The organism is Rhodococcus sp. APC 3903 (assembly GCF_030407755.1).
GTDB lineage: Bacteria > Actinomycetota > Actinomycetes > Mycobacteriales > Mycobacteriaceae > Rhodococcus_F > Rhodococcus_F erythropolis.
Map to the genome: position 1 here is coordinate 402,552 of NZ_JASDCV010000003.1, position 26,093 is coordinate 428,644.

General features: G+C 63.1%; 26 protein-coding genes. 20 read left to right on the top strand and 6 right to left on the bottom strand.

Annotated features, from left to right (window positions below; genetic code table 11):
• Nucleotides 1-18 precede the first annotated feature (18 nt).
• The 5 genes from QMA15_RS06515 (at nt 19) to QMA15_RS06535 (ending at nt 6,543) form a co-directional block, all read left to right on the top strand.
• Nucleotides 19-1,416, top strand: coding sequence for an MFS transporter (locus QMA15_RS06515; RefSeq protein ID WP_290283785.1), 1,398 nt, complete (start codon nt 19-21; stop codon nt 1,414-1,416).
• Nucleotides 1,413-2,987, top strand: a complete 1,575-nt coding sequence (locus QMA15_RS06520) for an aminotransferase class V-fold PLP-dependent enzyme (protein WP_172932050.1) — start codon at nt 1,413-1,415, stop codon at nt 2,985-2,987. The genes QMA15_RS06515 and QMA15_RS06520 overlap by 4 nt, the downstream gene beginning before the upstream one ends.
• A 144-nt stretch (nt 2,988-3,131) precedes the next feature.
• Nucleotides 3,132-4,463: a class I SAM-dependent methyltransferase gene (locus QMA15_RS06525; RefSeq protein WP_019748788.1), complete on the top strand. Its 1,332-nt coding sequence runs from the start codon at nt 3,132-3,134 to the stop codon at nt 4,461-4,463.
• Nucleotides 4,464-4,483: 20 nt separating this feature from the next.
• A complete protein-coding gene (locus tag QMA15_RS06530) occupies nt 4,484-5,803 on the top strand; it encodes an alpha/beta fold hydrolase (RefSeq protein ID WP_290283786.1) in 1,320 nt (439 codons plus the stop codon).
• Between the two features lie 68 nt (nt 5,804-5,871).
• A complete protein-coding gene (locus QMA15_RS06535) occupies nt 5,872-6,543 on the top strand; it encodes a DUF1345 domain-containing protein (protein WP_020908009.1) in 672 nt (223 codons plus the stop codon).
• A 38-nt stretch (nt 6,544-6,581) separates the two neighbouring features.
• Here QMA15_RS06535 and QMA15_RS06540 read toward each other — a convergent pair whose 3' ends face one another.
• Nucleotides 6,582-7,211, bottom strand: a complete 630-nt coding sequence (locus tag QMA15_RS06540) for a LysE family transporter (RefSeq protein WP_019748785.1) — start codon at nt 7,209-7,211, stop codon at nt 6,582-6,584.
• A gap of 110 nt (nt 7,212-7,321) precedes the next feature.
• On the opposite strand from QMA15_RS06540, the gene QMA15_RS06545 reads away from it, so the two are divergent.
• Together QMA15_RS06545 and QMA15_RS06550 are read left to right on the top strand one after the other, a co-directional pair.
• Entirely contained in the window at nt 7,322-7,978 is a 657-nt protein-coding gene (locus QMA15_RS06545) for a nitroreductase family protein (protein ID WP_003942413.1), read from the top strand.
• Nucleotides 7,972-8,595 (top strand): dihydrofolate reductase family protein, encoded by a 624-nt coding sequence (locus QMA15_RS06550; protein WP_141488864.1) that lies wholly within the window; start codon nt 7,972-7,974, stop codon nt 8,593-8,595. Before QMA15_RS06545 ends, QMA15_RS06550 begins: the two co-directional genes overlap by 7 nt.
• Here the strand turns inward: QMA15_RS06550 and QMA15_RS06555 are convergent.
• The gene (locus tag QMA15_RS06555) at nt 8,592-9,395 is read right to left on the bottom strand and encodes a sulfite exporter TauE/SafE family protein (RefSeq protein WP_290283787.1); all 804 of its coding nucleotides are present in this window, start codon (nt 9,393-9,395) and stop codon (nt 8,592-8,594) included. The genes QMA15_RS06550 and QMA15_RS06555 overlap by 4 nt on opposite strands.
• 92 nt (nt 9,396-9,487) lie before the next feature.
• Here QMA15_RS06555 and QMA15_RS06560 point away from each other — a divergent pair, with 92 nt between their 5' ends.
• On the top strand, nt 9,488-10,291 hold the full coding sequence (locus QMA15_RS06560) for a helix-turn-helix transcriptional regulator (RefSeq protein ID WP_205906256.1): 804 nt from the start codon (nt 9,488-9,490) through the stop codon (nt 10,289-10,291).
• On the opposite strand, the gene QMA15_RS06565 is transcribed toward QMA15_RS06560, so the two are convergent.
• The 3 genes from QMA15_RS06565 to QMA15_RS06575 all read right to left on the bottom strand — a co-directional run bounded on the left by QMA15_RS06565 (nt 10,269) and on the right by QMA15_RS06575 (nt 15,413).
• Nucleotides 10,269-10,718 carry a hypothetical protein gene (locus QMA15_RS06565; RefSeq protein ID WP_003942394.1) on the bottom strand — a complete coding sequence of 150 codons (450 nt, stop codon included), beginning with the start codon at nt 10,716-10,718 and terminating at the stop codon, nt 10,269-10,271. The two genes, QMA15_RS06560 and QMA15_RS06565, sit on opposite strands and share 23 nt — an antisense overlap.
• A 46-nt stretch (nt 10,719-10,764) precedes the next feature.
• Entirely contained in the window at nt 10,765-12,018 is a 1,254-nt protein-coding gene (locus QMA15_RS06570; protein ID WP_205907989.1) for a family 1 glycosylhydrolase, read from the bottom strand.
• A 140-nt stretch (nt 12,019-12,158) separates the two neighbouring features.
• Complete coding sequence (locus QMA15_RS06575; RefSeq protein ID WP_290283792.1) at nt 12,159-15,413, bottom strand: arabinosyltransferase domain-containing protein; 3,255 nt, start codon at nt 15,411-15,413, stop codon at nt 12,159-12,161.
• A 70-nt stretch (nt 15,414-15,483) separates the two neighbouring features.
• Between QMA15_RS06575 and QMA15_RS06580 the strand changes: the two genes are divergently transcribed.
• The 11 genes from QMA15_RS06580 to hisF all read left to right on the top strand — a co-directional run bounded on the left by QMA15_RS06580 (nt 15,484) and on the right by hisF (nt 23,862).
• Entirely contained in the window at nt 15,484-16,029 is a 546-nt protein-coding gene (locus QMA15_RS06580; protein ID WP_019748778.1) for a hypothetical protein, read from the top strand.
• A 152-nt stretch (nt 16,030-16,181) separates the two neighbouring features.
• The gene (hisD, locus tag QMA15_RS06585) at nt 16,182-17,504 is read left to right on the top strand and encodes a histidinol dehydrogenase (RefSeq protein ID WP_020908000.1); all 1,323 of its coding nucleotides are present in this window, start codon (nt 16,182-16,184) and stop codon (nt 17,502-17,504) included.
• Nucleotides 17,501-18,643 (top strand): histidinol-phosphate transaminase, encoded by a 1,143-nt coding sequence (locus tag QMA15_RS06590; RefSeq protein ID WP_021333660.1) that lies wholly within the window; start codon nt 17,501-17,503, stop codon nt 18,641-18,643. Before hisD ends, QMA15_RS06590 begins: the two co-directional genes overlap by 4 nt.
• A complete protein-coding gene (gene hisB, locus QMA15_RS06595) occupies nt 18,640-19,254 on the top strand; it encodes an imidazoleglycerol-phosphate dehydratase HisB (protein ID WP_003942383.1) in 615 nt (204 codons plus the stop codon). The genes QMA15_RS06590 and hisB overlap by 4 nt, the downstream gene beginning before the upstream one ends.
• Nucleotides 19,251-19,400 carry a hypothetical protein gene (locus QMA15_RS06600; protein WP_007732248.1) on the top strand — a complete coding sequence of 50 codons (150 nt, stop codon included), beginning with the start codon at nt 19,251-19,253 and terminating at the stop codon, nt 19,398-19,400. Before hisB ends, QMA15_RS06600 begins: the two co-directional genes overlap by 4 nt.
• Before the next feature lie 80 nt (nt 19,401-19,480).
• Nucleotides 19,481-20,602 carry an MFS transporter gene (locus QMA15_RS06605; protein ID WP_037119544.1) on the top strand — a complete coding sequence of 374 codons (1,122 nt, stop codon included), beginning with the start codon at nt 19,481-19,483 and terminating at the stop codon, nt 20,600-20,602.
• A 9-nt stretch (nt 20,603-20,611) separates the two neighbouring features.
• Nucleotides 20,612-21,247, top strand: a complete 636-nt coding sequence (gene hisH, locus QMA15_RS06610) for an imidazole glycerol phosphate synthase subunit HisH (RefSeq protein ID WP_003942389.1) — start codon at nt 20,612-20,614, stop codon at nt 21,245-21,247.
• Nucleotides 21,244-21,495, top strand: a complete 252-nt coding sequence (locus QMA15_RS06615) for a hypothetical protein (protein WP_021333658.1) — start codon at nt 21,244-21,246, stop codon at nt 21,493-21,495. Before hisH ends, QMA15_RS06615 begins: the two co-directional genes overlap by 4 nt.
• Before the next feature lie 19 nt (nt 21,496-21,514).
• Nucleotides 21,515-22,249, top strand: a complete 735-nt coding sequence (gene priA, locus QMA15_RS06620; protein WP_003942371.1) for a bifunctional 1-(5-phosphoribosyl)-5-((5-phosphoribosylamino)methylideneamino)imidazole-4-carboxamide isomerase/phosphoribosylanthranilate isomerase PriA — start codon at nt 21,515-21,517, stop codon at nt 22,247-22,249.
• A gap of 9 nt (nt 22,250-22,258) precedes the next feature.
• Entirely contained in the window at nt 22,259-23,092 is an 834-nt protein-coding gene (locus QMA15_RS06625) for an inositol monophosphatase family protein (protein WP_021333657.1), read from the top strand.
• Entirely contained in the window at nt 23,089-23,862 is a 774-nt protein-coding gene (gene hisF, locus QMA15_RS06630; RefSeq protein WP_003942380.1) for an imidazole glycerol phosphate synthase subunit HisF, read from the top strand. Before QMA15_RS06625 ends, hisF begins: the two co-directional genes overlap by 4 nt.
• Here hisF and QMA15_RS06635 read toward each other — a convergent pair.
• A complete protein-coding gene (locus QMA15_RS06635) occupies nt 23,859-24,488 on the bottom strand; it encodes a TetR family transcriptional regulator (RefSeq protein ID WP_020907998.1) in 630 nt (209 codons plus the stop codon). The two genes, hisF and QMA15_RS06635, sit on opposite strands and share 4 nt — an antisense overlap.
• 106 nt (nt 24,489-24,594) lie before the next feature.
• Here QMA15_RS06635 and QMA15_RS06640 point away from each other — a divergent pair, with 106 nt between their 5' ends.
• Nucleotides 24,595-26,076, top strand: coding sequence for an NAD(P)/FAD-dependent oxidoreductase (locus QMA15_RS06640; protein WP_021333656.1), 1,482 nt, complete (start codon nt 24,595-24,597; stop codon nt 26,074-26,076).
• Nucleotides 26,077-26,093: the final 17 nt, after the last annotated feature.

Consider the following 26,093-nt stretch of genomic DNA (forward strand, 5'->3'; position numbering starts at 1 on the left):
CGGAGTCGTGACATTAGTGTGTGGACGGTGACTACAGACAAACCGGTACGTCTTCGTGAAGGTAGATCGCCTGACAGGCTTTCGCGTGGTGTGGTGGCCGGATACGCAGCGGGAAGTGTCGGCACGGGTGGATTCGGCGTGCTTCCAGGTCTGGTACTGGCGTACTACCTGACCGATACGCTCGGCGTGGCCGCGGCGCTCGCGTCGCTTGTAGTCATTGTCCCGAAAATCGCCGACGTCCTGATCGATCCGCTGATCGGGTCGATCAGCGATCGAAGCTCTCATCGAACTGGTACGCGAGTGCCACTCATGCTCGCAGGCGCTTTGGGACTGCCGTTGCTCTTCATTCTCACGTTCTCAGCCCCCGTGTCTGCGGGCCCCGGAGTCGGGGCGTTGTGGGTGCTCGTCTTCTTCCTGCTCGCGGCCAGTGCCTACAGCGTCTTTCAGGTGCCGTACATCGCGTTGCCGACCGAGTTGACCGGCGATTACCACGAACGCACTCGTTTGGTATCGGTTCGAATTGCGGTGTTGGCCCTGACAATTCTGGTCATCGGCGCTGGTGGACCGGAACTTCGCGACGCTGCCGGGGGCGGAGCACGCGGTTATCTGGTCATGGCGATCGGGGTGTCGGCGCTGATGTGTGGGGCAATGATCTGGGCAGTTCGCGGAGCGGCGCGCCACACGGTGACTCACGCGGACGCGCCGGTCGGATCGTTGCTCTCGCAGTACCGGGACGGGTTCGACGCGATACGACGCACCCGCGCGTTCCGATTGCTGGTCATCGTCTTTGTGCTCCAAGCACTTGCCACCGCTGTGATGTTGGCGGGTGCGCAATATCTGGCGACCTATGTGATGGGCAGCGAAGGCGCGCTCACCGGTCTGTTCGTTGCACTCGTCGGACCAGCTCTCGTCGTCATGCCGCTGTGGTACCGGTTCTCGCATCGGTACGGAAAGCTTCGCGGTTACGTCGTGTCCTCGGTTCTGTTTGTCGTCGCGACGGCGTTGTTGACCCTTGCGGCTGTCAACGCCGGTTCGTGGATCTACGGTGCCGTCGCCCTTGCCGGCGTCGGATATGCCGGCATGCAGGTTTTCCCGTTGGCGATGCTTCCTGACGTCATCGAGGACGACGCGCGAATCGGTGGACGCCAACGTGGTGGTTCGCTCAGTGGTATCTGGACAGCCTCGGAAACCGCAGGCCTTGCCCTGGGGCCCGCGGTGTTCTTGGGTGTACTCGCGGTGACCGGCTTCGTTTCGAAAACTGCGGGCGAAACTGTCGTGCAACCGGAATCAGCGCTGACCGGAATAGCTTTTGGCTTCTCGGTCGTCCCGGCGATCCTGGTTGCGATCAGCCTGGTCGTACTGCGGAACTACCGCACCGAACAAGAATCCACTCACGAGAACGTAGGTGAACGATGAGTTCCACTCAGGCCGAGGAACTTCAGGGCAAGATCGTCGAGAGCACGAACCTCGAGAAGAGGGCGGCCGACATCTTGACTCGGCTGCGTTCGCTTCGTGAGCAGGACGCCCCGACGCACGGAGGCCGGGTTCTGTCGTACGTGTACGACAGCGGTCTCGCAGCCCTCGACGAGTTGGCAGCGGACGCAGCTCGATTGGTTCAGCCGGTCAACGGTCTCGACCCGACGGTGTTCCCGTCCACGGCGGTGATGGAGCGTGAGTTGGTTGCGTTCGCTCGCGAGTTCCTCCATGGAGCTTCAGACCCAGCCGCAGATACCGATACAGACACAGACACAGACACCGGAGGAGTAGTCGTCGGAAATGTCACCAGCGGCGGAACGGAGAGTTGTGTGTTGGCCGTCAAGGCAGCTCGCGACTTCCGCGGGCTCCCGCCGGGTGAGGGTTCGCTGGTTCTTCCGACCACCGCGCACGCCGCTTTCCACAAGGCAGCGCACCTACTCGGACTGGAACTCATCCTGGTACCCGTAGATCCCACGTCGGGGCGCGTGGGCGCACAAGATATTGCGACGGCAGTTCGGAAGGACACGGTTCTGATCGTCGTCTCGGCGCCCAATTACCCGTTCGCGGCGCTCGACCCGATCGCCGACGTCGCGGAAGTTGCTCGTGCACATTCGATTCCATTACATGTCGACGCCTGCATCGGCGGGCTTGCGTTGCCGTGGTGGGGTGATCTGCCGCCCTGGGATTTCCAGGTGCCCGGTGTCACCAGCATGTCGGTCGACTTCCACAAGTACGGATACTCACCCAAGGGCGTCTCGGTCTTGCTGCACCGCGGGCGTGACCTGCATCGCAAGCAGTATTTCGGGCTCACGGACTGGCCGGGGTATCCGGTGGTCAATCCCACGCTTCTCGGTTCCAAATCCGTTGCTGCTCTGGCCGGAGCGTGGGCGATTTCGCAAGTTCTCGGGCAATCGGGGTACGCCGAACTGGTGTCCCGGGCGCAGCGGGCCACCCGTGCGCTGATCGAGACGGTCCAGAGCATCGACGGGCTTCGCGTCGTGGGCTCGCCGGTGGGGCCGCTGTTCGCGGTCGCCACCGATGGTTCGGTGCCCCTCGAACGTCGAGTCGATCCGCATCGCTGGGTAAGCGCTGTCGGTGCCCGCGGCTTCGTCCTTCAAGGGCAGCCGGCGTCGACGCAACCTGACGGAACTGTATTGCCTCGAACAACCCACCTCACCGTCACCCCGGTGACCGAGTCGGTGCTCGGCGAGTTGACCAATGCGCTCGTCCTCGGTGCCGACGACGTTCGCGGCTCGGCGGCAGCCGAGGCGCCGCCGGCACTGGCAGAGTTGGCCGGAGCATTCGAACGTGGCGATGTCACCGTCGCCGATGTTCTTGCGTTGCCAAGTGACGCTGTCGCGGCAGCTTTGAGGTCGGCGGGGCTGGATCCTCGGGGTTCTGCTGATTCTCCCTTGGACATGGCGGCCGTCCTCGCGGCAGTGGAATCGCTGCCACGTGAGGTCACGAAGAGACTGCTGGTGGAATTCCTCGCCGGGCTGGTGGAGCCCTGACACCGCTATGAATACCGAAACCTCGATGAATACCGAAACTGCGGTGAACACTGCCCAAAACTCGGACAAATGGCGCGAAAGATTCGCGAATCGGGCGTAAGTTTTCTGTCATCGGCTAACCATCTTTGTCGGAGGGGTTGATCTGTGACTGGTGCCGCGACCAAAATTTTGACGGTTTTCGAGGAAGTGATCGGGGTTCCGCTTCCGGTTCGCGTGCGATGTTGGGACGGTTCGGAGGCAGGTCCGCCGGACGCCGCTGCGCGGGTACATTTCCGGAATCGGCGTGCCCTACGTCGAGTCCTGTACTCTCCCAACGAATTGGGGCTGGCGAGGGCATACGTGTCCGGCGATCTGGACGTAGACGGCGATATCTTTGCGCTCCTCGATGTCCCGGATCTGGTCACGCGGCTCGGTGAGAATCGTTTGTCGGCGTTGCCGTTGCGCTCGCTGGTGCGCGCCGCCGGTACTTTCGCCGGCTTGGGGGCGGTGGGTCCACCGCCATCGCCTCCGTCGATCGAGATGCGTCGTAAGCGAGGCAAGCGGCACAGTAAATCACGCGATTCGGCCACGGTCTCCCATCACTACGACGTCGGGAACCGCTTCTACGAAATGTTTCTCGGGCCGAGCATGGTCTATTCGTGCGGGTACTGGCCGGAAGGGGTCGAATCCCTCGAAGCTGCTCAGTACGCGAAGCTGGATCTGATTTGCCGCAAGCTCGATCTGAAGCCGGGAATGCGACTGCTCGACGTCGGTTGTGGCTGGGGATCGATGGCACTGCACGCTGCCCAGAACTACGGCGTCGACGTCGTCGGAGTGTCACTGAGCAACGAGCAGGTCGAGTACGCCAAGGGACGAGTTGCCGACGCGGGTTTGGCCGATCGTATCGAGATTCGGGTGCAGGACTATCGCGACGTCGACGACGGCCCGTACGACGCGATTTCGAGCATCGGCATGTCCGAGCATGTGGGCCTGGCCAATTTGCCGGTGTACACGGCAAAACTCTACGACCTGCTCGTGCCGCAGGGTCGTCTGCTCAATCACGCCATCGCGGCGGTGAAGTCTTTGTCGGACAACGTCGATGACGGACGCAGTTTCATCGACAGGTACATCTTCCCGGACGGTGAGATCCTTCCGCTGAGCAAAACCATTGATGCGCTCGAACTTTCAGGCTTCGAGACGCGTGACAGCGAGGCGTTGCGCGAGCATTACGCCTTGACACTGCGCGCGTGGGTACAGAATCTTCGCGAGAACTGGGACGCATCGGTCCTACAGGTCGGTGCTCCCCGCGTGCGTACCTGGTTGCTGTATCTCGCTGCCAGTGCCCTGGGTTTCGAGGAGCCGCACAGGCTTACGATTCATCAGGTCCTGGCCGTGAAACCAGGGGATCGGGGGGCCAGTGGCATGGCCCGCTCGCGTAGCAGTTGGTATCGATCGATTGAAGTCCCGCAGATCGAAACCGGTCCGCGCGTCGACTGAGGCCTATACGTTGGATTTCCATGAGCACCCGGAAGGTTGTCCTCGCGGCACTGAAGGTTTCGGCCGTTGCGGTATCGGCGCTGTTGTCGACCTCGCTACTGTTCACACCGATATCGAACGCCGAACCTGTGAACGATTTCTACGACGCGATTCCGGGCGACGTCGGTGATCCGGGTTCGGTGATTCGGACGGAACCGCTGCCGCTGGCCGGTGCCGTTGGCGGAGTGCCTGGTGTGGGGACCCGGATCCTGTATTCGAGTACCGACACCCACGGATCCAATGTTGCTGTGTCGGGCTCGTACCTGGAGCCGGCCGCCCCGTGGTCAGGCGCGGGCCCGCGCCCGACGGTCGTGATCGGTCCGGGCACTCAGGGCCAAGGTGATCAGTGCGCGCCGTCGAGGATGTTTCCCACTGCCGGTCAACTCCGCCTGGCGGAACCCGGGAATCCGTCGAACTACGGTGCCGGTGTGGACAGTGTCGGCGTCAACTACGAGTCCGCATTTGCTTTCGCATTCCTAGCCCAGGGCGTTCGCGTGTTTGTCACCGACTACATCGGACTCGGAACACCCGGCACCCATACCTACGTCAATCGCGCCGAGGAAGCCCATGCGATGTTGGACGGTGCACGCGCTGCCCTAGCCCTGGCGAACGCAGGAGAGGACGATCCGATAGCGCTGTGGGGCCATTCGCAGGGCGGCGGCGCCACTGCCGCTGCAACCGAACTGGCACCCGAATACGCGCCTGAGTTGAATCTGGTCGGGAGTTACGCGAGCGCGCCCCCGGCAGACCTGGCAAGCGTTCTGCGTCATATCGACGGTACCGGCCTGATGGCCGCGATCGGCTACACGATCAACGGCGTCCTCGACCGATATCCCGCCGCCCGAGAGCCGATCGAATCTCGACTCAACGACTACGGCCGGTCCGTGCTCGCCGACGTCGCCGGGCAATGCCTCATCGATTCCCGAACCAAGTACGGGAAGCAGTCGACGGCGTCGTGGACCACAGACGGTCGGCCACTGGCCGACGTGGTGGAATCGGTACCGGAGATCCAGCAGGTGATCGAGGAACAACGCATCGGGCGGCGAACCCCGGCCTCGCCGATTCTGGTCAACGGAGCGCTCAACGACGATTTCATCCCGTACGAGCAAACCCGGCGCCTGGTTCAGGACTGGTGCGCGCGCGGGGCCGAGGCGACGTTGTTCACCGACACCCTGCCTGCAGTGAATCCGGGGAGCGGTAACAACCACCTCGCGCCTGCCGTAGCGGACTTCGGTGTCGGATTGCAGTACGTGCTGGACAGATTCAACGGCAAGCCTTTAGTCGACACCTGCAACGCCTGACACGCCTGCTTCTCGATTACCTTGCGGCGTAACCACCGTCTCATTGCGAACGGTGGTTGACTGAGCCCGTGAACGATCGATCGCACGACCTTCCGATCAACCCGGTTCCGCGGAGTGAGCTGGGTGCCGGGCCAGCGCTGAGAGTGTCGACAGGTCTGGTGCTCGGTGTCGCTGCAGGCGTCGTCACGGCGTTGGTCGGCTACCCCCGGTTCGCTTTCCTGATCGGCTGGGATGTCGCGGCGATGGTGTTCACGGTGTGGACGTGGATTCTGGTCTGGCCCTTCGATGCGACGCTCACCGCGAGCCACGCAACGCGGGAAGAACCGGCTCGCAACGTCGCACACCTGCTGATTCTCGGCGCTGCCGTCGCGAGCCTGGTCGGTATCGCGTTCCTGCTCTTGGCGGCACCCGACGGACATCACTACCAAGTCGTGGCGGCATCGGTTGCAGTAGGCAGCGTCGTGATCTCGTGGCTGGCGGTCCACACGCTGTTCGCCCTCGGCTATGCGCGGCTGTACTACTCGGGCCCCGACGGCGGAATCGATTTCAATCAGGAAGAACCGCCGCGGTACAGCGATTTCGCCTACGTGGCCTACACGGTCGGGATGAGCTTCGCGATTTCCGACACCAACTTGAAGTCGTCGGATATGCGCGCGATGGCGCTCGGCCACGCATTGCTGTCGTACCTGTTCGGTTCGGTGATCGTGGCGTCCGTCGTCAACTTGATTGCAGGCCTGTGACCGATCAAGCCGTGTGACCGATCAAGCCGTGTGACCGATCAAGCTGCTGCACGCCCGATGCTCGAGAGGAAGCCGGCGGCTCCGAAGAACAGGCCGGCGAACACTCGATTGGTGGTTCGCTGCTGTTTGGGGGATCGCATCAAGGTGAGCACCCGTGCAGCCAGCCCGGTGTATCCGGTCATCACGATCACGTCGACTGCGCACATCGTGGCGGCGATGATCAGATACTGCGGAAGCAGCGGTGCCGACGGGTCCAGGAACTGTGGGAGCACAGCGAGCATGAAAACGACGGCCTTCGGGTTGCTCGCGTTCACGAGAAAACCGCGAAGCATCATCATCGGGCCCGAACTGCTCGCGGTTGCCTCGTCGGTCTCCACCTCGGTAGGCGTCGATCGCCACTGCCTGATTCCCAGGTAGACGAGGTATGCCACACCGAACCACTTGATCAAGGAAAAGGCCACGGTCGAACTGGCGAGAATTGCACCGACCCCGGCCGCGACAATTCCGATCTGCAGCAGCAATCCCAACTGCAGCCCGAAGATGTTCCAGTATCCGCGCCGCAAGCCGTAGGCAAGCCCTGACGACATCGACGCAATGGCGCCGGCCCCCGGTGACAGGCTGATCACCCAACTTGCTCCGAAGAACGCCAACCAGACGTGCCAACTCATGTCGAAAGTCCTTTGATCGGGGAATACTCCCGACAACCAGCACGCACGGGATCAGAAAAGTGTAGACGGACTGTCCTGCTCACTGCTCGCGACAGTGCAATGATCGGGAGATGACGTCGTATCCCGTACTCGACCTGACACCCGACGAATTACTGACCACAACGCGGACCGTTCGAAAGCGTCTGGATCTGACCCGTCCCGTGCCGTTGGACCTGGTGAAGGAATGCCTCCAGATCGCCCTGCAGGCGCCCTCCGGTTCGAATCGCCAGGGGTGGCAGTGGATGGTGGTGACCGATCCGGCACTGCGTGCAGCAGTCGGGCAGATCTACAAGGAAGTCACCGACGAGTACCTTGCTTCTCACGGTTCGGCGGCAAAACTCTTCGCCGATGATCCCGATCGCGCGCCGATCCAACAGCGAGTAGGCACCAGCGTCGCGTGGCTCGGTGAGCACATGGGCGAGGTGCCGGTTCTTCTCATTCCGTGCATCAAGGCGGGTAAGACGTTGCCGGAGGGGAACCAGGCCGGTCTGTGGGGTTCTCTACTCCCGGCCGCGTGGAGTTACGCTCTGGCCGCACGGGCACGTGGACTCGGTACGGCGTGGACGACATTGCACCTGCAGCGTGAAGCGGAAGTTGCCGAGCTGCTGGGTATTCCGGCCGGATTCCATCAGGCGGCGCTTATCCCGACGGCGTACTTCACCGGCGAGACGTTCAAACCCGCCGCCCGTGAACCGGTCGACAACGTGCTGCACGTGGACCGATGGTGAGCCTGATCTACTCGGCGATCTGCTCGATCGACGGGTATGTGGCTGATGAGCAGGGGAACTTCGACTGGGCGGTTCCCGACGCGCAGGTCCATTCGTTCGTCAACGAGCTCGAGAGGGGAGTCGGCACGTACCTGCTCGGGCGCCGGATGTACGAGACGATGATTCCCTGGGAGACAATGATTCCCTGGGAGACAACGGCACACGAGGACCTTCAAGGTACTTCCGCATCGGTAGGTTCTTCGGTGCCGGACGAGTTTGCCGGAATCGAGGCGGCGACAGTCGAGTTCGCTCAGATCTGGGGTGGCATCGAAAAAATTGTGTACTCCACGACGCTGAACGAGGTATCGACGGCGCGCACAACGATTTCCCGGGACTTCGACGCCGACGCCGTTCGTGCGCTCGAGAGCGAAGCGGTACAAGATATCTCGATCGGCGGGCCGACGATCGCTGCAAGTGCATTCGCGGCGGGGCTGGTCGACGAATGCCGACTGTTCGTCTGCCCGGTCAGCGTAGGAGGCGGATTGCCTGCCCTTCCGCGCGGGCGACTGGACCTGCAGCTGCTCGAAGAGAAAACCTTCGACGGCGGCGTCATCTATCTGCGGTACGCCGTCCGCTAAGCCGCGATCATCACCGCCGTGACTACTGCGAGTAGAGCGATGTAGGCGGCGGCATGGATCCGGTCCGGGATGGCGCCGACAATTCGCCGGCTCAGTGCAATCGCAGGTAGAGAGCCGGCCAGTAACGCGCAAACGGCGAGAAGGTCGATTGCGCCGACCCTGCCCGCTGACAGATCCGAGGCGGTGCTGTGCCCTGATGAGGCCGCGTACACCGCAGTCGCGACGACGGCGACAGGCAAGCTCAACGGGTTGGCGCTCGCGGCGGCGTCGGCCATCGGAACTCCGCCGCGACGCATCATCGGAACCGTCATGACGCTCCCGCCGACTCCGAGGAAACTTGCGACGGCGCCGATGCCTATCCCGACAGCGCGGACGCCGTGACGGTCAAGATGTTCTCGAGGTTCAGGTGGTGTCAGAAACCCTTGTCGCAGAAGGCTGTCGAGGATTGTGACCACGAGGTAGAGGACGAACAGAATCCGAATGGCGCCGTCGTCGACGGGACCTGCCGCAACCGCTCCGAGGCCTGCTCCGACTGCGACGGGGCCGATCAGTGGTCTGATGTACTCCGCCCGAAGCCGTCCTGACTTCCTGAATGCGATTGTGGCACTGAGTGAATTGACCACCATCACTGCCGCCGAGGATGCGACGGCGACATGCATCGGATCGATGGCGTCCGCCCGAAGTGTGGATGCAGCGTAAACGACTGGGACGGTGACAAACCCGCCACCGAATCCGAACAGAACGGTGGTGACTCCGGTCAAGGCGCCGAAAGCGAGAAGGATGAGGGCGTAATGAAGCACTTGATGAACGGTAGCGATTTCTCCGCTGGCGCACATTCGAAGGTTCGCCACGTTCCATTGTCAATCAGACACGGACTCGGTAGGTTCCTCCGGTGCGCAACATCTCGATCAACGACGTCGATCACTCACCTCGCGGTGTTCTCGCAATCGGAACCGACTACCCACCAGGTCACGTGCTGGCCGCCCACAAACATCGACGAGCCCAGTTTCTCTTCGCTGTGAACGGTGCGATGAACGTCGAAACCGATGACGGTGAGTGGACGGTTCTGCCGTCCAATGCGGTCATGATTCCCGCCGGTGTCGCTCATGCGGTGACGATGGACGGCGTCAGCACGCGAAGCCTCTACATCGAACCGTCCGCAGCGCCGTGGTTCCCGGTCAGGTGCCGAGTCGTCGCGGTGTCGTCGCTCCTGCGTGAGCTGCTCGTCGCTGCAGTCGACATGGATGTCGAGTTGAACGTGGAGGACGACTTCCCGGCACACGGACGCGGCGCCGCGGTATTTCAGCTGATCCTGCACGAACTTCGCGACCTTGCGCCCCTGCCTGTGGAACTTCCGCTGCCTCGGCACCCGGGATTGCGGGCGTTGTGCACGCGGTATCTCGCCGGCCCGTCGATCCACGACTCGCCCACGCGGTGGGCCGAGCAACTCCACATCAGTGAACGAACACTGCACCGCTTGCTGATCTCGGAAACGGGGATGAGCGCGTCGTCGTGGATGCAGCGTGCCTGCATTCTTCACGCGCTCCCGAAACTCTCTGCCGGTGCCAGTGTGACAGCCGTTGCGGCTGAACTCGGATACTCGACGCCGGCTGCCTTCGCAGCGATGTGCACCCGAGTCTCGGGTGCACCGCCCAGTAGCTATCGGGCGCGCGTCACGACACAGACACCGGGATGATGTCGGCGACGACGTCGTGGATGAGACCGTCACGGACTTCGAAGGTTTCACGAATCTCCACGGTCATGAGGCGAGTGCCACCGATTCCCGCGTCGAGCAGATAGGTGGTCGAGACGATGTCCCCGGCTTCCGACATCTCGAGGTCTCGTACGCCCTGGATAACGCGGTATTGAATACCGTTTTCGAGGTCGGCGGACATCTGTGGTCCGGAGAAACCCGTCTTGAGTCCGGCTTCGACGCGCGTCGCATCCGGGGCGAAATGAACATCGGAAACGTCATGGGAGACCAGGGCGTCGATGTAGGCACGTGCCTGCGCCTCGCGGGGTGAATCGGCCGGGTTAGGGGCTGCTGTCGCAGCGCCTCCGGCAACCAGGATCAGGGCAGCCGTGGCAGCGGCAGTTCCGGCGATATTTCGCAGTGTTCGCATGGGACATCCTAACGACGAGGAGTGGAGGAATTTCGGAAAACGGCCGTCATCGAGTAGCCGTACAGCTGCGGGGAGGATCGACGAGCGAGCAGAAAGCCGGGGCCATGACGGGCACGTAGTCGGCCCCGACGCCGTTCTCGTGAATGATCCGGCGGTAGGCGTCGACGCCGTCGGTCGGGATTCGCGCCGCAGTGGGATCGCCGAGAACATCGACCGTGTAGAGGCCGAATCGAGTTCGGTACGAACCCCATTCGTAGTTGTCGGTGATGGACCAGTAGTTGTAGCCGATCACGTCGGCACCGTCTTCTCGGGCGCGTTCCATCCAATAGATGTGATCGCGTAAGTGATTCGAGCGTGTGTAACCGTCGGCGCGCGGCGCTCCGTTGTCGGTGGGCATGCCGTTCTCGACGATGTAGAGGGGGAGTTCTGGATACTTGCCCGAGTACCGCATCAATGCGTCGTAGAGGCCTTCGGGTTGTGGTGTGACGTTGTAGAACTCGTCGAGTGCGGCGTACGCGGCAGTCGGATTGTTCAGGGCCACACCGTAGTAGTAGTCGATCCCGAGAAAGTCGAGCTTGTCGCGCACCCGATCCGTGAATACCGAATCGATCGCCTCGGACACGCCGGGAATGAAGGAGAAATTACTGCTCACGCGGGCACCGGGATCGAGAACATGGATGCGGTCGTAGATCGCCCGGTGGACTCGGACCAATGAATCGAACATCGACGGTGCCTGGGTGAGTGCGATTCCGCCGTAGGTCAATTCACGCTGAACATACACAGTCGGCTCGTTGATCGTGATCCACAGCGCCCCGATTCCGGAGTACCGCTCGACTACCTTCTCTGCGTTGACCAGCCAATCGGCTTCCGTCTTCGGATTTGTCCAGCCGCCTTGATCGACAACCCATCCCGGATACACCCAGTGGTCGAGCGTGATCATCGGAGTCATGCCCCGCGCGCGGATGTGAGCCACCACGTCGTCGTAGTACGCGAATTCGGCCTCGTTCCAGCTCCCGGCGGCGGGCTGAACTCGCGCCCACTCGACGCCGAATCGGAAAACCTTCGATCCCAGATCGGCCGCCCGGTCGATGTCCTCGGCGTAGCGATGCCGGAAGTCGACCGAATCACCGATCTTGTCGTGGGTTCGTCCAGAATCGGAGTATCGAGACCAGTTGCTGTCCGGCGACGAACCTTCCGATTGGAATCCGGAGGTGGCAACGCCCCAGAGGAAGTCATCCGGTACCTCCGCCGAGGCGCGAGTGGGAAAGGCGAGCGCCCCGAGCAGGCACGTCAGTGCCATGAGTGCAGGCGTAATAGACCGTGACAGGGCTCCCATGCCTGGGAGACTAAGTCATACAAGTGTCCAGTCGCAGGCGTTTCGTCCGATCCGCCCGCGACTGGACCGTGTCACTCAGTGACCCAGCCGCTCAGAAATTCCGCTCAGAAAACCATGGTCATCGATCCCGGATTCCACGTCCCGGAGCGCTGAACGGTCGCTTCGTCGACCTGGGCAGGCACTGCACTCGGATCGATCGGTGTGTACTTCTCGATCGAACCCCAGTCGCGAGCCCAGTCGTTGTCGAGGTACGACGGAATGGTCTGAGCGGTCAGGAGCAGATCGATCCACCCCAACGGTCCACCGCCGTAGTGGTCCTGCCATGCGCTGGTCACGAGCGCGCCGGAATGGTCGGGAAGGATCCGATACTCGGGGACCTCGGCGATACCGACCCGATGATCGAAGGGGCGTTGGCACGGGAATGCCAGTCCGACAGCCCAATCCAGCATGACGGGCGCCTGCGAACCGACGACGTCGTTGAGCTTCTGGGTATTCGGAACCCGCGGCGGGGTAACGGCCACCCATTGGTCGGGCTTGCTGTCGTAGTCGCTGACGACAAGTCGAATGCTGTTGGCTTCGACGGGAATCTGGTCCAGCGGCACACGCAGGTTCCGCCATGACGGTGCCGGACCGATGTCGAGGGGCGCGATCTTTCCGAGTGTTTCCACAGCGTCTGTTTCGGCATCGTCGACGCCACGCGCTGTTCCGTATTCGACCTCGACGTTCTGGCCGTAGGTGACGATTCCGTCCTTGTCGACCGACCGAACACGACCAGCGGTTGCAATCGAGATGATGTCTCCGCGTGTGGCGTTCTCGCCCACGTCGGGGAGTTGGTACCAGTCGCTGGTCAGCGTGCCGGGGGAGGGCTGACCGTAACTACCCATGACGGGTGTTGTCGCCGGGTCGAGACCGAACGGTAACGCGACCGAACTGCCGTTGACCCCGGTCTGTCCGGCGCCTCCGCCGGTTCCGGCCGAGTTACCGGCGGTGTCCTCGGAGGTGTCGACGGTGTTCGCGCCGCCGGTAGCCGTGGCTTCCTTGTCTGCTCGAAGGTCGGAGGCGACGCCATTCGGATCGAATCCTGTAGCCCCACCGGCGGAGAGTGCTGTGGCGACGCTGCCCGAGAGGGGCGTCAGCATCGAGGCGTTCGGATCGGTCTCGAGCAGAACGTCGTTGGCGAGTCCGCAGTGTTGGCCGAGAACGGCGTCGACGTTTGCACGGCCCACCGAATAGGCCGGGTATTGGGTGATCGCGCCCTTGGCCATGGACAGCACCTCGAAGAGGACCATGGCACCTGCGGCAATCGTCAGTGGCGAGATGGCAAGCAGTCGAGCGTGCTTCGCGGACGGTTCCTTCCCGGCGGTGTACGGCTCACGGAAGAAGTACCACGCGGCGACGCCGAGCATCAGCACCGTCAGCCCGAGGAGGACGGTGCTCGCGCCGAGTCCGCTGATGGACACCGGCTTGTCCCACCACGGAACGCTGTAGCTGGACACGTAGTAATAGCTGTTGCTGCCGGTGAATGCGACAGCCAGGAGAAACAGTACGGCTGCCGCGAAGAGGGCCCGATTGCGCGGCGAGCGCAGGAGTTTTGTACCCACGGCGACCGCCGTCATCATCGCCAGAACGGCGGTGAGTCCGGCAAAGATTCCGAAGTGGTGCGTCCACTTGGTCGGCGAGAACATCAGCAGTGGCAGTGCGCCGATCGTCAGCCCCACGACGCGGCGTGACGGACCGGCGGCCAAACCGGGAATCCGGCCGCCCTTGCGCAGCATCATCGCGGTGCAGACGCCAAGGCACAGAACCATGACGAACACACCGAATCTGCGAGTCAGAGAACCGTCGACGGAGATGTTGAAGAGGTATTGGTAGCGGAGGTACTCGTCGAACCAGGGCTGGTTCGGTGAGATCGAGTGGACGCGTTGCATCTCGATGACGGCGGCGAGGCTCTGATCGCCGAACGCGGGGATGAGGATCGACAGTCCGGCAGCTAGCAGTGGCCCGACGGCCGCGATGTAACCGGTGGTGCGGGCACGTTCGATGATGATGCGCATGATCGGGCGGATTCCGGCGATCAGTGCGGCGAAGCAGATGAGGCCGGAAGGCCCGGCGGTCAAGGTGAATCCGGCGATCAGAATCGCGACTGCGACCGGCAGAAGTCGTCTCGTCGCGACTGCGCGTTCGATCGAGCACCACGTCAGCAGGACGCCGAGAGCAACGATCGGTTCGGGGCGCAGTCCGTTGTTGAACGGAAGCCAGAACGCGAGGAAGACAAGCGCGCCGGTCCACAGGGCGAGCCGGTTTCCGCGAATTGCGGCTCCCAGTCGAGGCGCGACCTCGCGGCTGATGACGAGCCAGGTGATGATGCCTGCCAACAGAGCAGGCAGACGAACCCAGGGGCTTGCAGTGCTGACGTGCGCCAGGAGTCCGAGGATGTTGTAGTACGGCGTTCCGAACGGGGTCTCGGGGACCGCGAACCACCGGAAATAGTTGGACATGTAGCCCGATTGCTCGGAGGCCCTGGCCATCGTGAACTGGTAGCCGTCATCGGTGGTGGTAGCGCCGATGAAGTGCCAGAGCACCAGAGTTCCGACGACGACGCCGTCGAGGACGGTGAACTTCCACCATCGGGCGGGCAGAAATTTGCGTGTGCCCCGGCCGTCGCGGTTGTCGAGGCGGTGCAGCGCGAAAAGGGACACGACAGCCGTGAGTGCCCCGAGAATCATGGCGAGAGTCTTGATCACCGACGGGCTCGACGTGAAGCGAGAGTCCGCCTCGATCGAGACGTTCAAACCGGCTGATGCCGAATCGAGGTCGCTGAAGACGCCGACTACCTGTGGTCGGCTGTCGCCCTCGATGACGCGCGGTTCGGAACCGGTGGCGCTGAAGGTGGTTCGGGTCGGCTCGGCGGCGAGCGTGAGTGCGCATCCAGTTTGCAGATCAGCAACGGGTGTCGAGAGCAGCACTTGATCGCGCAGGACAACGTCGACCCGAGCGAGAGCGTCGGCGGATTCGGGGGAGACAGTGGCAACAAATCCGTAGCGGCGCGCATCGGCGGCACCCGGGGGAGCCGTCGAGACGAGTGTTCCGCCGGTGGCGGCCAACTCGCTGATCGACGCGCACGGGATCGATGCCTCCATGCGCAGCGGTGTGTACGAGACCAATGGCGCCTCGACGCTTTTCGTCGACCCGGCCTGCGGCCAGTTGACGACGGCTGTGTCCTGCTCGATCGGCAGGAACGGCACTGATCCGCACAAAACTATGCCGAGGATCGATGCGACAATCGCAACGATCCGTGCTCGGTTCGGTCCGCTGGATCGCTGAGGGGTCGGCAAGGCCGGAGGTGCGGTCGTGGCCACGTCACTGTCTGTCACGACTTTGGACCCTAGCTGTGCGTGACGTGTTTGTTATAAAAGCGCGAGTAATGGGATGGTCGTGTTCCCGGTGCCGTTCCGCGGTGCGGGGGTTGTCGGCGATCGAGGCGGGGGTGCTGTGCACGAAGTTCACGAGTCCATTTCGTTGAGCCCACTTCTGCGGCGTTCGACGGCCGCATTGTGCGTCGTCCTCGGAATTGTCCTGGTGATTGTCTGCGGGTTCGCGGCGATCGTGGAACACGACCCGGCGGGCTACGTCGGCGCCGTGTTGTCCGCGGTCCTGTCCTTCGGGTTGGCCGCGTACATGTGGAAGGTGCGCGTGATCATCACCACAGACGTCGAACGAGTGTCGATCGCGCTGTCTCCGGGGCTGCGTCAGGTATTTCGGTGGGACGAAGTTGTGTCTGCAACTGCAGTACATATCGGGATGGGCTCCGGAATCGGTTATCGAATGACCGGCCCAGGTATGCGGGTAATTCTCGCGTCACCCGGCGCCGGGGTCCGCTTTCGTCTGCACGACGGACGCGAAATCTCGGTGGCGACCGACCGAAGGGACGAGCTGATCGAACTCGCCCGGCGGCGGGCGCCGGACCTGCAGTGAGCGTCGCAGGTGGACCGGTGAAAAATGGGGTGCGCCTATCCTGGATAATTGACATCAGTTCTGTGTTTCAGGCGCGTTGTTCAGGCCTGTAATGCCGGACCGGTTTGCTGCCGCTTGCACAGGCACCCCGTTTGCGTACGAGAGGAACTCTCATGCTTGCCCGCACCGACCTGCGTGGTCGTACCCCATCCACGGCCGAACTTCGCGCCGCGCTTCCCCGAGGTGGAGTGGATGTGGACGCGGTGCTGCATCAGGTTCGCCCGATGGTCGAAGCTGTTCGTGATCGCGGGGCAGAAGCCGCCCTCGAGTTCGGCGAGAAGTTCGACGGCGTTCGTCCGGCTTCGGTTCGTGTACCCGCAGCCGAGCTCGAGCGCGCACTTCGTGAACTCGACCCCGCAGTCAAGGAAGCCCTCGAGGTTGCGATCGAGCGCACCCGCAAGGTGCACGCCGATCAGCGTCGCAAGGACACCGTCACCGAGGTCGTTCCGGGTGGCACGGTCACCGAGCGTTGGGTGCCGGTCGAGCGCGTCGGGCTGTACGTACCCGGCGGCAATGCCGTGTACCCGTCGAGCGTTGTCATGAACGTCGTGCCGGCTCAGACGGCCGGCGTCGGGTCGCTTGTTGTCGCCTCGCCGCCCCAAGCCGACTTCGGCGGATTGCCGCACCCGACCATTCTTGCCGCCGCAGCCATGCTCGGCGTCGACGAGGTGTGGGCCGTCGGCGGCGGGCAGGGCGTCGCCCTCCTTACCTACGGCGGAACCGACACCGATGGAACCGAGCTTGTCCCGGTCGACCTCATCACCGGTCCCGGCAACATTTATGTCACTGCCGCAAAGCGTCTGTGCCGCGGACTGGTCGGCATCGACGCAGAAGCCGGTCCCACCGAGATCGCGATCCTCGCCGACCACACCGCTGACCCGGTCCACGTTGCCGCCGACCTCATCAGCCAGGCCGAGCACGACGTGATGGCCGCCAGCGTTCTTGTCACGACCAGCGTCGAATTGGCCGACGCCGTCGACAAGGCTCTGGCTGCGCAGCTCGAGATCACCAAGCACCGCGAACGCGTCACCACGGCACTGACCGGCAGCCAGTCGGGCACGGTGCTGGTTTCTGATGTTTCCGCTGGTCTGCGCGTCGTCAACGCTTATGCGGCCGAGCACCTCGAGATTCAGACCGAGGACGCAACCGGTGTCGCAGCTCAGGTCACCAGCGCTGGTGCCGTGTTCGTCGGCCCGTGGGCGCCGGTCAGCCTCGGCGACTACTGCGCCGGCTCCAACCACGTTCTGCCGACGGCCGGGTGTGCACGTCACTCCTCCGGTCTGAGCGTGCAGACCTTCTTGCGTGGGATCCACGTGATCGACTACTCCGAGTCGGCTCTGAAAGACGTTGCCGGACACGTCATCACGCTCGCCAACGCGGAGGACCTGCCCGCTCACGGCGAGGCTGTGCGTCTGCGATTCGAGGCTCTGCGATGAGTAGTGCTCCTGGAGAATCGATTACGGTCGACGCCCTTCCGATTCGCGAGAACCTGCGTGGAAAGTCGGCATACGGCGCACCGCAATTGGCGGTGCCGGTTCAGCTCAACACGAACGAGAACCCGCATCCGCCGACGCAGGCGCTCATCGACGATGTCGCCGAATCCGTGCGCGAAGCCGCGAAGGAACTGCACCGCTATCCCGACCGTGACGCTGTGGCGTTGCGGACGGATCTGGCTGCGTACCTGTCGAAGCAGACCGGGGTGCCGGTCACCGTCGACAATCTCTGGGCGGCAAACGGATCGAACGAAATTCTGCAGCAGTTGTTGCAGGCGTTCGCAGGTCCGGGGCGCAGCGCGATGGGTTTTGTGCCCTCGTACTCGATGCACCCGATCATCGCCGACGGTACCGATACCGAGTGGGTCGAGGTCTTCCGTCGGGACGATTTCGCACTCGACGTGGATGCTGCCGTCACAGTGATCGAGGAGCGTCGACCGGACGTCGTGTTCGTGACCAGCCCCAACAACCCGACCGGACACAGCGTCGGTATTGCGGAACTGCGACGCATTCTCGACGTGGCGCCGGGCATCGTGATCGTCGACGAGGCGTACGCGGAGTTCTCCGCTGCCCCCAGCGCGATGACGCTGATCGACGAGTTCCCGGCCAAGCTGGTTGTCACCCGCACCATGAGCAAGGCGTTCGCGTTTGCCGGTGGCCGACTCGGCTACCTCGCCGCAGCTCCCGCATTCATCGACGCACTGTTGTTGGTGCGCTTGCCGTATCACCTCTCGGTGGTCACGCAAGCTGCGGCACGTGCCGCACTGCGTCACGCCGACGAGACCCTCGGCAGTGTCCATGCCTTGTCTGCCGAGCGTGATCGGGTGTCGAAGGCGCTGGCGGACACCGGTTTCCGAGTGATTCCCAGTGACGCGAACTTCATCTTGTTCGGTCAGTTCACCGACAGTGCACAGGCGTGGAAGGAATACCTCGACCGCGGGGTTCTCATCCGCGACATCGGCATCCCCGGATACCTGCGGGCCACAGTGGGACTCGAAGCCGAGAACGACGCGTTCATCAAGGCCAGTGACGAAATCGCAGGCACCCAGCTGGTCGACACGAATTCAGGAGAGACGGCATGAGCGATCGCATCGCGCGGATCGAACGAACAACTCGGGAATCAAGCATCGTCGTCGAACTGAATCTGGACGGGACCGGCATCGTCGACGTCTCCACCGGCGTTCCGTTCTTTGACCACATGCTAAATGCCTTGGGTACGCACGCCAGCTTCGATCTGGACGTCAAGGCGAAGGGTGACGTCGAGATCGACGCCCACCACACCGTCGAGGACACCGCGATCGTTTTCGGCCAGGCGCTCGGCCAGGCACTCGGCGACAAGAAGGGCATCCGTCGTTTCGGCGACGCTTTCATCCCGATGGACGAAACGTTGGCGCACGCGTCGGTCGACGTCTCCGGTCGCCCTTACTGCGTGCACACCGGTGAGCCCGACTACATGGTGCATTCCGTCATCGGCGGGTACCCGGGCGTTCCGTATCACGCGGTGATCAACCGCCACGTGTTCGAGTCGATCGCATTGAATGCACGTATCGCACTGCACGTTCGGGTGCTGTACGGCCGCGATCAGCATCACATCACCGAAGCCGAGTACAAGGCCGTTGCGCGCGCTCTGCGTGAGGCGGTCGAGCCGGATCCGCGCGTGAGTGGCGTGCCGTCGACGAAGGGCACACTGTGAGCGTCCTCTTCACCTACCTGCTGTTCATCGGCGCGGGTATTGCCGTGGGCGGCGCCTACTCGATGTTCAAGGTCAACAAGCTTGCGTCGGGAATCCTTCTGGCGTTGGCGGTTCTGGCGGCGGTAGCGGGCGCACTGCGTCTGTGACGCGGTCTGTGACGCGAAAAGTGACTGTGTCTGAGACGCAAGATCCTGCTCCATCGCCGGGGTTGCTTCGTACTCCGGGCATGATCGGTGTCCTGATCATGGCGGCAGCAGCTTTCGGTGGCTGGTCGTTGCTGTTGCCGGTGGTGCCGTTGCTGGTTGCGCATTCCGGCGGATCGGATGCGCTCGCCGGATCGGTGACCGGTGTCTTCATGGCGGCCACGGTCGTGACGCAACTGCTCGTGCCTCGGTTGTTGCGGACGCAGGGCTACCGGCGCGTGCTGGCGGTCGGATGTCTGCTCCTCGGTCCACCGTCGTTGGTGCTGTTGATCTCGGCCGACGCCGGCCCCGTCCTGGCGGTTTCCGCGGTGCGAGGAATCGGTTTCGGCATGCTGACTGTTGCCGGCAGTGCGCTCGTGGCGGAGTTGGCGCCCAAACGAATTCTGGGCCGTGCCACCGGCGCTCAGGGAATCGCGATCGCAGCGTCACAAATGGCGGGGCTTCCGCTGGGGCTTGCGATCATGGAACGGTGGTCGGCAACACCGGTGTTCGTTCTCGGTGCGCTGATCCCGGCACTCGCGCTGGTGGCCATTGCCGGGTTGCCGAAGATCTTCGCCCAGCCCACCGGCGAATCCGCCCGGTTGAGTGTGTTCGTCGTCTTGGTCCCGGTGCTCGCTCTGGCGTGTGTGTCCGCGTCGTTCGGCGGGCTGTCGTCTCTACTGCCGATCGCAATCTCGGAGCGCGCGGCCGTTGCAGGTGTGGTGTTGGCGACCGCCAGTGGATCGATGTTGATCGGCCGGTACTCGGCGGGCCTGATCGCCGATCGTCTCGGCAGTGGTCGGACACTCGCGCCGGCATTGGCGTCGTCGACCATCGGATTGGTGCTGTTCGCGATCAACGTCGACGGCGGGTCGACGCCGGTCTTGTTCTGCGCGGCGGTCCTTTTCGGGCTCGGGTTCGGGGCGGTGCAGAACGAATCCTTGGTCATGGCGTTTCAGGCTGCCGGCCCGAGGCAACTCGGATCCGCCAGCGCGATCTGGAACATCGGCTACGACGCCGGCACCGGAATCGGTGCACTGGCGTTGGGATTCGTGGCCACGACTGCCGGCTATGCGTGGGTCTTCGCGGTCTCCGCGGTCGTTGTCGCTCTACTCCCGGCACTGGCCGCAGGCGGCAAAGTGATCGGCAACAGGGTTGCCCGATAGAGTTGGGGCATGAGCGCTTCCACGATTGCTGTACTCGATTACGGCTCCGGCAACCTGCATTCCGCTACTCGCGCACTGGCGCGCACCGGGGCGCAGGTGGAGGTGACCAACGATATGAAGGTTGCACTGGCGGCAGACGGTCTCGTGGTACCCGGTGTCGGCGCGTTCGCGGCCTGCATGGAAGGTCTGCGCGCAGTTCAGGGTGACCGGATCATCGGCAGACGCTTGGCCGGTGGCCGACCGGTGCTGGGCATCTGCGTCGGCATGCAGATTCTGTTTGACCGCGGAGTCGAATTCGGTGTCGAGGCGGAGGGCTGCGGCGAATGGCCTGGCACCGTCGAGAGGCTGCAAGCAGAGGTTTTGCCGCACATGGGCTGGAACACCGTGGAGGCTCCGGAGTCGAGCACGCTGTTCAAGGGTATCGACGCCGACACCCGCTTCTACTTCGTTCACTCGTACGGTGTGCAGAGTTGGGAACTCGCGCCGTCCGAGCACATCGCACCTCCGAAGCTGACGTGGGCAGATCACGGCGGAAAGTTCCTCGCTGCCGTCGAGAACGGTGCGTTGTCGGCAACGCAGTTCCACCCCGAGAAATCCGGCGACGCAGGCGCCGAGTTGCTGAGCAACTGGGTGCAGAGTTTGTGACCGGGAGTTCCGGCCCGAACCGTGGCGACGACTTTTCCCTCGCTCGTCTGGCGTTGTTCTCGCTCGGCGCCGCTGTGGCTGCGTTGGCGGTCGCCACCGTCGTCATCGTCTTGCTCAAACCCTCGCCGGGTGTCGGTCTCGCGATCGGTCTCGTGGGGGTCGTTGCTGCGATCGCGGCAATGGGTGTCGTATCCAAGCGGATGACCCGAAAAGCGTTCGGTGACCCGGAAGACGGTTCGAGGTCCTGACCTACTAGGGTTACCGCACGTGAGCCTGGTCCTTTTGCCTGCTGTAGATGTTGTCAACGGTGAAGCTGTTCGCCTCGTGCAAGGAGAGGCGGGAAGTGAGACCGGTTACGGGTCGCCCCGCGACGCTGCTCTTGCGTGGCAGAACGACGGTGCCGAATGGGTGCATCTTGTCGACCTCGACGCCGCTTTCGGGCGTGGGTCCAACAGCGAACTGCTGGCAGGCGTCATCGGCGACCTGACGGTCAAGGTGGAACTCTCCGGAGGAATCCGCGACGACGCTTCCCTGGAAGCTGCACTGGCCACCGGCTGTGCCCGCGTCAATCTCGGAACCGCCGCTATCGAAGATCCCGAGTGGTGTGCCCGTGCATTGGCCAAGTACGGCGACAAGATCGCCGTCGGACTCGACGTTCGTCTGGTCGACGGCCAGTACCGCACCCGTGGGCGCGGCTGGGTCACCGACGGCGGCGATCTGTGGGAGACCCTGGCCCGTCTCGATCGCGACGGCTGCACCCGTTACGTCGTCACCGACGTCTCCAAAGACGGCACACTCACCGGTCCCAACCTCGAACTTCTCAGTCAAGTCTGCGCTGTCACCGACGCTCACGTCGTCGCCTCCGGTGGTGTGTCGACCATCGAGGATCTGCTCGCCATTTCCAGCCTGGTAGATCAGGGTGTCGAGGGCGCGATCGTCGGCAAGGCGCTGTATGCCGGTCGCTTCACGCTCCCCGAAGCACTGGCAGCAGTTTCCGGATAGATTTTCCAGATGACTCCGACGCGTGACCTCGACGAACTTCTCGCGATTGCGGGTCGGCTTCTCGACGGCGTCCACGATCAGTTCGTCGCCGGTGTCGGCGCCCCGAGTGCGGTCCGCAAGGGCTGGGGTGATTTTGCCACCGAGGTCGATCTTGCGCTCGAGAAGCGGTTGACCGCGGAGTTGTTCGAGCAGACCGGCATCGAGGTGCACGGCGAGGAATTCGGCGGCCCAGACGTCGGTTCGGGGCTCGTCTGGGTTCTCGACCCCGTCGACGGTACTTTCAACTACTCGGCCGGATTGCCCACTGCCGGAACACTGTTGGCGCTTCTCGACGATGGTGTCCCGGTACTCGGATTGACCTGGCTTCCGTTGATCGGTCACACGTACGCCACTCGTGCCGGCGGTCCGTTGTTGGTCAACGGAATCGCCGTACCGCCGCTGGAGCCAACCGATCTGGCGTCGTCGATCGTCGGATTGGGTGCCCTCAACGTCAACAGTCGCGGCCGGATCCCCGGCAGTTTCCGTCTCGACCTCCTCGCCGAGATCAGCAAGGTGTCCTCGCGGATCCGGATACACGGCTCCACCGGAGTCGATCTCGCTTTCACGGCGGCCGGCATCCTGGGCGGAGCGATCGTCTACGGCCGCAACGCGTGGGACAACGCGGCCGGGGTCGCTCTCGTTCGCGGTGCGGGCGGGGTGGTCACCGATCTGGCCGGCAACCCGTGGACCGTAGAATCGGAGTCGGTGCTCGCTGCCGCCCCGGGCATCCACGGTGAGATTCTCGATATCCTCAACGCGCTCGGTGATCCGCGCGCTTCGTCCTCAGGAGGACCACAGTCATGACCCTCGCAGTTCGTGTGATTCCGTGCCTCGACGTCGACGCCGGACGAGTGGTCAAGGGTGTCAACTTCGAGAATCTTCGCGACGCCGGAGATCCCGTGGAACTCGCGGCAGCGTACGACGCTCAGGGCGCCGACGAACTGACCTTCCTGGACGTCACCGCCTCGACGTCGGATCGTGGCACGATGCTCGACGTCGTAAGTCGTACTGCCGAGCAGGTTTTCATTCCTCTGACCGTCGGCGGTGGAGTGCGCACGGTCGCGGACGTCGATCGTCTGCTGCGTGCCGGTGCAGACAAGGTCAGCGTCAACACCGCGGCGATTGCGCGCCCGGAACTGCTCAAGGAACTGAGTGAGCGTTTCGGCTCGCAGTGCATCGTCCTCTCGGTCGACGCCCGCACCGTTCCCCAGGGGCAGCCGGACACACCGTCGGGGTGGGAGGTCACCACGCACGGGGGCAAGCGCGGCACGGGCATCGACGCTGTCGAGTGGGCCGAGCGTGGTGCCGAGTTGGGAGTGGGGGAGATCCTGCTCAACTCGATGGATGCCGACGGCACCAAAGCGGGCTTCGACCTTCTGATGATCCGCGCTGTCCGGGCAGCAGTCCACGTACCGGTGATCGCCAGTGGCGGTGCCGGCCTGGTCGAGCACTTTGCCCCGGCAGTCGAAGCGGGCGCAGACGCAGTTCTCGCAGCGAGTGTCTTCCACTTCGGCGATCTGAGCATCCCGGAGGTCAAGGATGCGATGCGTGCCGAGGGAATCGTCGTTCGCTAGGCGTTCTCGGCGCGGATTCCGTCGAACATGAGGCGGCTGATGGCTTGGTTCAGCGTGGTGCAGTCGACGGACGAATCGGCTCGCAATCCTTGAATCGCACTTGCCAGCATCATGCCGTTGACGGCCTGCGCAGTGTTGTCGACGTCGAGGTCGGCGCGTAGATAGCCGCATTCGACTCCGTGATGCAGGTACGCCGCGGTCAACGATGCCGACTGGTCGAGTAGATCGAGCATCCGGCCAGTGAGATCGGCGTCGACGCCTGTCGTCTCGAAGAGCAGAACCCGCGGAATGCGCGGGTCGTCGAAGAAGATGCGGGGGAGCGCTTCGGCGATGCGACCGACCTGGGCGCGGTACTCGTCCAACGTATTTGCTGCGTCAGGGGCATTTTCGACGGCGAGTGCGCTGATGATCTTTGCGATCAGATCGTCGATGACGTGGTCGATGATGTCGCGCTTGTTCTCGAAGTACCGGTAGAAGGTCCCGTGACCGATTCCGAGAGTTGTTGCGATATCGGCAATTCCGGTCGCGTGGTAGCCGCGTTCCGCGAAGCACTCGAATGATGCGTCGATGATCTCGCGGCGCAATTCCGCTTTTTTTCGTTCCGCTCGGGTCATGGCCTTCGTCACGTCTGGAATGATACCGTTCTCAATAACGGAATGACGTGTCAGTTTCTGATGTGCAGTTCACGGGTGCGTGGTTCATGGGTGTGCAGTTCATGAGAGGGATTCTCCGATGGCAGTGCAGTACGACGCAGTAGTGGTGGGGGCGGGCTTCGGCGGAATGGGTGCGGCCATTCAACTCAAGCGGATGGGCCTGGACAACCTGGCGATTCTCGAGCGTGAGGACGATCTGGGTGGAACCTGGCACGTCAACCGCTATCCCGGTTTGGCTGTCGACATCGCGTCGGTCACCTACTCGTATTCGTTCGAGCCCAATCCGAACTGGTCCAGGCTCTTCGCACCGGGTGCCGAACTCAAGAAGTACGCCGATCATGTCGCGGACAAGTACGACCTGCGGAAGCACATGACGTTCGGTGCCGTGGTCAACGGAGCCCGCTGGGACGAAGATTCCTCGCACTGGGTGGTCTCCGTGGAGGGGGCACCGGACATCACTGCCAAGTACCTCCTGACTGCGACGGGTTTCCTCTCGCAGCCCCATCGACCGGACATCTCCGGTATCGATGAATTTGCGGGCAAGATCATCCACACCACCGCCTGGGACGATTCCTACGACTTGTCGGGCACCAAGACTGCAATCATCGGAACCGGCGCCACCGCCGTGCAGTTGATCCCCGAGGTGGCGCGGCAGGCCGCAGAGTTGACCGTCTACCAACGCACCCCGATCTGGGTCGTTCCCAAGATCGACGTCCCCATTCCGAGCGCAGTGCAGAAGCTGTTCTCGCGCATTCCGCTCACCCAGCGAATCGCCCGCGCTGTCAGTTCGTCGATACTCGAAATGATCATGGTCAGCGCGGTCCTGCATTACAAGCAGGTCAAACTGTTGAACAAGGGCGCTGCAGCCGCATCACGAGCGTTTCTGCGGTCGCAGGTCCGTGACGCGCATCTCCGCGAGCAACTCACACCGGACTACGACTTCGGGTGCAAGCGACCCACATTCTCGAACAGCTATTTCCGTACCTTCACCAAAGACAACGTGCACCTCGAAACCACGTCGATCGACCACATTGCTGCCGACGGAATCGTCACGGCCGACGGCCGCAAGACCGAGATCGACACCCTGGTGCTGGCAACGGGATTCAACCTCTGGGATGTGAACTTTCCGGCCATCGAGGTTATCGGCCGTGAGGGCCGAAACCTCGGTAAGTGGTGGCGCGACAACCGTTTCCAGGCCTATGAGGGGGTCGCGGTTCCCTACTTCCCCAATTTCCTCACGCTCGCCAGTCCGTACTCGTACAGCGGGTTGTCCTACTTCACGACTATCGAATCCCAGATGCAGCACATGGATCGACTGTTCGGTGAGGTGAAACGGCGTGGCGCGGAGACGTTCGAGGTCACCGAAACCGCCAACGCCGAGTTCCTGGACCGGATGACGGAGAACCTCGCGGACTCCGTCTTTTACGGCGGCAGTTGCCAGACTGCGCGGAGCTACTACTTCAATCAGCACGGGGAGGCGGCGATCCTGCGGCCCACGTCTACACGCAATGCGTTTGTCGAAGCGAAACGCTTTCCGCTCGAGGATTATTCGATCAGCTAGGCGGGCATGCCCCGTGT